At 64.2% G+C, this 6,136-nt stretch carries 6 protein-coding genes and 1 pseudogene; 3 read left to right on the forward strand and 4 right to left on the reverse strand.

What is annotated here, in order from left to right; genetic code table 11:
• From mltG to gmk, 3 genes are all read left to right on the forward strand, one after another.
• The coding region (mltG, locus tag J0I64_RS22270) for an endolytic transglycosylase MltG (protein WP_291412434.1) at positions 1-1,110 on the forward strand (1,110 nt) is incomplete at its 5' end.
• Positions 1,107-1,991 carry a YicC/YloC family endoribonuclease gene (locus tag J0I64_RS22275; protein ID WP_291412436.1) on the forward strand — a complete coding sequence of 295 codons (885 nt, stop codon included), beginning with the start codon at positions 1,107-1,109 and terminating at the stop codon, positions 1,989-1,991. The genes mltG and J0I64_RS22275, both read left to right, overlap by 4 nt.
• A 13-nt stretch (positions 1,992-2,004) precedes the next feature.
• Complete coding sequence (gmk, locus tag J0I64_RS22280) at positions 2,005-2,643, forward strand: guanylate kinase (protein ID WP_291412444.1); 639 nt, start codon at positions 2,005-2,007, stop codon at positions 2,641-2,643.
• Between the two features lie 87 nt (positions 2,644-2,730).
• Here gmk and rsmA read toward each other — a convergent pair whose 3' ends face one another.
• The 4 genes and pseudogenes from rsmA to J0I64_RS22300 all read right to left on the reverse strand — a co-directional run.
• Entirely contained in the window at positions 2,731-3,573 is an 843-nt protein-coding gene (gene rsmA / locus J0I64_RS22285; RefSeq protein ID WP_291412438.1) for a 16S rRNA (adenine(1518)-N(6)/adenine(1519)-N(6))-dimethyltransferase RsmA, read from the reverse strand.
• Positions 3,570-4,568, reverse strand: coding sequence for a 4-hydroxythreonine-4-phosphate dehydrogenase PdxA (gene pdxA / locus J0I64_RS22290; protein ID WP_291412440.1), 999 nt, complete (start codon positions 4,566-4,568; stop codon positions 3,570-3,572). The genes rsmA and pdxA overlap by 4 nt, the downstream gene beginning before the upstream one ends.
• A 99-nt stretch (positions 4,569-4,667) precedes the next feature.
• Positions 4,668-5,564, reverse strand: coding sequence for a SurA N-terminal domain-containing protein (locus J0I64_RS22295; RefSeq protein ID WP_291412442.1), 897 nt, complete (start codon positions 5,562-5,564; stop codon positions 4,668-4,670).
• Between the two features lie 151 nt (positions 5,565-5,715).
• Positions 5,716-6,136 (reverse strand): annotated as a pseudogene (locus J0I64_RS22300) (hypothetical protein); the annotation flags it as partial.

The raw sequence follows: 6,136 nt of genomic DNA on the forward strand, positions 1-6,136 counted from the left end.
AACGACCGTCGTAAACGCCGCCGCCGCTCGTCAAATGGCCTCGTCGATGTGCTCAACGCACTCCTGACTCTCCTGGTCATCGGCCTCGTCGTCATCGGTGGCGGCTTCCTCTATGTCGCCTCGCAATATTATGGTGACGGCCCCTCCACCGAGGATCGCGTCTTCCGCGTCGAAACGGGCAATGCCCTCTCGACCACGGCAACCCGCCTCGAAGAGCAGGGCTTTATCAACAGCGCGCTGATCTTCAGCCAGTTCGGCAGCCGCGTGGAACAGAACATCACGGTCAAGGCCGGCGATTTCACCATTCCCGCCCATGCCAGCATGTCCGAAATTCTCACCGAGCTGACCACCGGCACCCCGATCCGCTATGCCGTGACCATTCCCGAAGGCTGGACCTCCTGGCAGGTCGTGCAGCGCGTCAATGCCGATGATCGCCTGACCGGCACCATCGGCAACTTGCCGCCGGAAGGCTCCATCCTGCCCGGTAGCTACGATTATCTGCCCGGCGACACCCGCCAGTCGGTGATCGAGCGTATGCAGGCCGCCATGACCACGGCCCTTGCCGAAACCTGGGAAAGCCGCCAGCCGGACCTGCCGCTGTCGAGCCCTGCAGAACTCCTGATCCTGGCCTCAATCGTCGAGCGCGAAACCGGCGTTGCCGAGGAGCGCCCGCAGGTTGCCGCCGTCTTCGTCAATCGCCTCAAGCAGCGTATGCGCCTGCAGTCGGACCCGACAATCATCTACGGTATCACGCTGGGCCAATCGACGCTCGATCGCGGCCTGCGCCGTTCGGAAATCGAGCAGAAGACGGCCTACAATACCTATCAGATCGACGGCCTGCCACCGACGCCCATTGCCAATCCGGGCATCGAGTCGCTGCGCGCCGTCGCCAACCCCGACAACCACAAGTACCTCTACTTCGTCGCCAAGGGGGCAACGCCGCGCGAAGGCCACGTCTTCGCCGAGACCTACGCAGAGCACCAGAAGAACGTCGCCCGCTATCGCGAGATCGAGCGCGAGGCGGCAGAGCAGGCTGCACAGGACGCCGAGGCCGCGCGCCAGGCTCTCGAGGCAGAGGAAGCCGGAGAAGTCGAAGGCGCAAGCCAGTGAGTTCCCGCCTCGCCAGCATGACGGGTTACGCCCGGGCCGACGCCATGTTCGGCCCGGCCCGTCTCCGGGTTGAGCTGAAGTCGGTCAATGGCCGTGGCCTCGATATCCGCACGCGTCTCGCCCCCGGCCTCGAGGCCTTCGATATCCCGCTGCGCCAGCTGCTGAGCCAGTCGCTTTCGCGCGGCTCCGTCAACGCCACCGTCTCGCTCGATCGTCAAGGCGCTTCCGGCGCCGTGTCGGTCAATCCCGCCGCGCTCGAAACCGTTCTTGCCGCCATCGGCGCGCTGTCCGATCGCGTCGATGCGCGCCGCCCAAGCCTTGATGGCATCCTGGCCCTGCCGGGTGTGCTGGTGGTCGAGGAAAGCCGCGATATCGACGAGGAGGGCCTTGAGCCCGTCCTGATGGCCGCTGTGCGCGAGGCTATCGCCGCGCTTCAGCTCTCGCGTCTCGAAGAGGGCGGCCGCATCGCCGAAATTCTCGCGGGCCAGCTCGACACCATCGCCGATCTTGTCGCCCGGGCCGATGCTCATCCGACCCGCACTCGCGAAGCCATTTCGGCCCGCCTCTCCCAACAGGTCGAGGCCCTGCGTCAGGAAGCCGATATTTCTCCCGATCGTCTCGCCCAGGAAGCGCTGGTGCTCGCCACCAAGGCCGATATCCAGGAAGAGATCGATCGCCTGCGCGCCCATATTGCCGGCGCCCGCGCTCTGCTTTCCGGTTCCGGCACGGTCGGCCGGCGGCTCGATTTCCTCGCCCAGGAATTCAATCGAGAGGCCAATACGCTCTGCTCCAAGTCGAACGCCGTGGAACTGACCTCCATCGGTCTTGACCTCAAGGCGGAGATCGATCAACTACGCGAGCAAGTCCAGAACATCGAATAGAGTGACCTCACAGATGGATTTCCAGCGCCGCGGCGTCATGCTCGTCCTTGCTTCGCCCTCGGGCGCAGGAAAGTCCTCCATTTCGCGGGCTCTGTTCGGCGCTGATCCCAATATCCGGCTGTCCGTTTCGGTCACGACGCGCGCTCGCCGGACGGACGAAGTCGACGGCAAGCATTATCACTTCATCGATGTGCCGAAATTCGAACAGTTGCGCCGCGACGGTGGCCTGCTCGAATCCGCCGAAGTCCATGGCAATTTCTACGGCACCCCACGCGCCGAGGTCGAAGAGCAGCTGGCCGCCGGCAACGACATCCTGTTCGACATCGACTATCAGGGCACCCTGCAGCTCTATGAAAAGTGCCGTGCCGACATGGTCACGGTCTTCATCCTGCCGCCCTCCATCCACGAGCTGCGCGCCCGTCTCGAACGTCGCGCCCAGGACAGCGTCGGCACCATCGAAAAGCGCCTCAAGAACGCGCGCAACGAGATGGATCACTACAACGAATACGACTACGTCCTCGTCAATGAGGACCTCGAACTCTCAGTCGCCCGCGTCCGCGCTATCCTCGCCTCGGCCCGTCTCGACCGCAAGCGCCAGAACAACCTCGACAGCTTCGTCCGCGACCTGCAGAACCAGATCGGCCCGGTCTAGGTTTTCCAGTCAGGTACGCAGACCTCATGGTGAGCCTGTCGAACCACGAGGTCGTGGCACAAGCTCACCCACCATATCGGTCGGCGTTTACCGTAACCCCGGCAGCGCCCGCGCCATGGCCAAAAACGCCTCGATCGGCAAATCCTCAGCCCGCTCGTCGCCCTTGAGCTCCGCAGCCGCCAGCAGCGCCTCCACGGGCACCCCCAGCGACTTCAGCGATTGCCGCACCATCTTGCGGCGCTGCCCGAAGGCGGCCTTGGTCACCTGTTCCAGATGCTTGACCGGCAGCCCCGCCTCCACGGGCTTGGGCACCAGATGCACCACGGCCGATGTCACATTGGGCGGCGGCACAAAGGCCTGCTTGCCGACATTGAATGCGATCCGCGCGTCGGTCCGCCATCCGGCCAGCACCCCGAGCCGCCCATAGGCATCCTCCCCCGGCTTGGCACAGATGCGTTCGGCGACTTCGCGCTGAAACATCAGTGTCAGGCTTTCAAAGAACGGTGGCCATGGCTCCATGGTCAGCCAGCCGGTAAGCAGCTGCGTACCGATATTATAGGGCAGGTTGGCAACAAGCCGTGTCGGCCCATCGGCCAGCGCGCGATAGTCGACCTCCATCGCGTCGCCTGCAATCACGGTCAGACGCCCGGGATAGGCATCCGAGATTTCCGCCAGCGCCGGCAGTGCCCGCGCGTCGCGCTCGATAGCGATCACTTCCCGCGCGCCTTCGGCGAGGAGCGCCCGCGTCAGCCCGCCGGGCCCTGGACCCACCTCGATCACGCGCACGCCTTCGAGAGACCCGCCCACCCGCGCAATACGTGCCGTCAGGTTGAGGTCGAGCAGAAAGTTCTGCCCCAGTTCCTTCTTGGCCCTGAGCCCGTGCGCGGCAATGACCTCGCGCAGCGGCGGAAGCGTATCGATCTGGCTCATGGGGCTCCGCTCGTCATTTTGTCCGCCATGGCTATGGCCGCCAAAAAGCTCGATGTCGAGGCTTTTCCGGTTCCCGCCAGATCGAACGCGGTGCCATGGTCGGGCGATGTCCGGACAATGGGCAGCCCCAGCGTCACGTTCACCCCCGCGTCAAAGGCCACGGTCTTGATCGGGATCAACGCCTGGTCGTGATACATCGCCAGCACCGCATCATATTGCCGCCAGTGCAGGGGGAAAAACAGCGTGTCGCCGGGCAGGGGGCCAACGGCATCGATGCCCTCGGCCCGCGCCTTTTCCAGCGCCGGGTTGATGATCTCGATTTCTTCCCGCCCGATGGCGCCGCCTTCGCCCGCATGCGGATTGAGCCCCGCGACCGCAATCCGCGGCGCGGCGATTCCGAACCGGTCCCTGAGATCGCGCGCCATCACGCGCAGCGTCTCGATGATCAGGCCTTCATTCAGCAGCCCCGGTACCTGCCGGATCGGCACATGAATGGTCAGCGGCACGGTGCGCAACTCGTCATGCGCCAGCATCATCACCGGCAGCGGCTCGACTCCATCCTCGGCACAAAGCGCCGCGAGGAATTCAGTGTGCCCGGGATGGGAGAACCCGGCATGGTAGAGCGCCCCCTTGTGGATCGGCGCCGTCACCAGCGCCCGGCATTCTCCGCCCTTGACGCTGTCGACCGCCAGCTGGATCGCCGCAATCACCACCGCAGCAGCGTCAGGCGTCGGCTGGCCCGGCTGGTCGGGCACATTGCCTTCTATATGACGAACGGGCAGGGCGCGCGAAAAGACGCCCTCGGCATCGGCCGGCTCGGTCGCAATCACCTCGATATCCAGCCCCAGACGCGCCGCTCGTGCCGTGAGGAAACCCGCATGCCCGAAGACCACAAAGGCCGGCAAGCCAAGCTCCTCCCGACGCGCATAGAGCGTCAGAACAATATCGGGACCAATCCCTGCAGGTTCACCCATGCTGATTGCGAGCGGCGCCATCCAAGCCCCCAAAGAGAAAGCGGAGGCGCATCGAAAGATGCGGCTCCGCGGGTCGTTTCCATCATGTCGCGGAAGGGGGCGTCGTGCGCCCCGCCGCGCTTAGTTGTAGATGATCTTGGCGCTGTTGCGCAGCCGGGTCAGGTAAGCCTGGGCTTCCTTCTCGAGGTTGCTGCCGCCCACTTCGGCGCGCAGGTCATCCTTCATGAAGGTCAGGTCTTCCGCCTGCGTCTTTTCGCAGATGGCGAGCATCGAAACGCCGCTCTCGACAACGCGCGGCTTGGTGATCCCGCCCACGTTCATGCCGGCCAGTTCCTTGGCCATGGCTTCGGGCAGCTGGGTGGCGTGGCGGCGGCCGATATCGACCACGGCAGCGTCGGTAAAACCGAGCGAGAGCTGCACGGCGCTATCGCAGCCGGTAAAGCTCGAACGGTAGCGGTTTGCCTGCGCCGTGCGGCCGCTGGCACCCTGGCCGACAAAGACGATCTCTTTGAGAATATAGTCGAACTTCTGGTAGTCGCTTACCCGCGCGGCCGCCTTCTGGTCGAGCTCCAGGTCCGAAATCTGCACATTCGGCACCACGGCGCGCTGCGTCACGGCGTTCCAGGCGATGGCGGCGCGCAGACGATCGCGCAGCGTATCCGAGCTCACGCCACCCTGGCTCAGCATCTGGATCAGCTTGTCCTGGCTAACCTTGAGATTGCGGGCGATCTGCAGCAGGGCTTCGTCGACCTGCGCATTCGAAACGGCGACGCCGAGGCGCTTGGCTTCGCTCATCTGGATCGCTTCCGTAATGAGCTGGTCGGTCGCGCCCTTGCGGCCGGTATTGTTGCCTTCCATGCGGAACAGGCGCAGACGCTGGTCGACCTGCGTGTCGGAAATGGCAATGCCGTTTACGGTGACTACGGTGGCTGCGAAGCTTGGCAGCACCGACGCCGTCACCAGCACGAGGCCGAGGATCATGGCGCCGGTTGTGCGCCGCAGAAATGCAAAGGTCATCGTCAGGTCCGCATTGTAATGAGAGCCGCATCAATGAGGCTCGGAAGAATTGCTGTCAATTGCCCAAACAATACGGCCAAAATCCGAATAGGCAATGCGCCTCTATGCTGCGCGCATGCCTCGGCCTGTTGGCGCCGTCAGGGCCGGGCGATCAAAAGTTCGGTACCGGTACGCTACCGCCATAGCTCAGGTTCAGCCCGGCCGGTGCCTTGATGGCAAAGGTTGCGAGCACGCTGGTCGAATTGGGCGACACATGAGTAGGCCCGGTGCGGCGTGCATTGGCGCCAAAGGTCAGATAGCCATCATCATAGGTCAGCCCGCCGCCCACCTGCAGCCAGCTATTGCCGCTGATGTCCCAGGCAGCATTGCCCTTGAGGCTCCAGTAGTCGGCGACCGGAATGGTCAACTCGCCAAACACTTCGTGCTGGTCCGCAATCTGACCGACGCCCGGATTGGCCCCGATGAAGCGATAGTCGAGCGTCGCGCCATAACCTGAATTGGGGTAGCTCGCGCCCGCGCCAAACCGCGTCAGCTGCCAGTCCGAGGTGTCGACCTGTGTCTTTGCCCCAAAA

It is taken from the genome of Devosia sp., from assembly GCF_017307565.1.
In the GTDB taxonomy this organism is placed as follows: Bacteria; Pseudomonadota; Alphaproteobacteria; order Rhizobiales; family Devosiaceae; genus Devosia.

Bases quoted from the DNA above. Each gene is read 5' to 3' on its own strand.
- gmk (WP_291412444.1), top strand. From the start codon at position 2,005: ATGGATTTCCAGCGCCGCGGCGTCATGCTCGTCCTTGCTTCGCCCTCG.
- rsmA (WP_291412438.1), bottom strand. From the start codon at position 3,573: ATGAGCCAGATCGATACGCTTCCGCCGCTGCGCGAGGTCATTGCCGCG.
- pdxA (WP_291412440.1), bottom strand. From the start codon at position 4,568: ATGGCGCCGCTCGCAATCAGCATGGGTGAACCTGCAGGGATTGGTCCC.
- J0I64_RS22295 (WP_291412442.1), bottom strand. From the start codon at position 5,564: ATGACCTTTGCATTTCTGCGGCGCACAACCGGCGCCATGATCCTCGGC.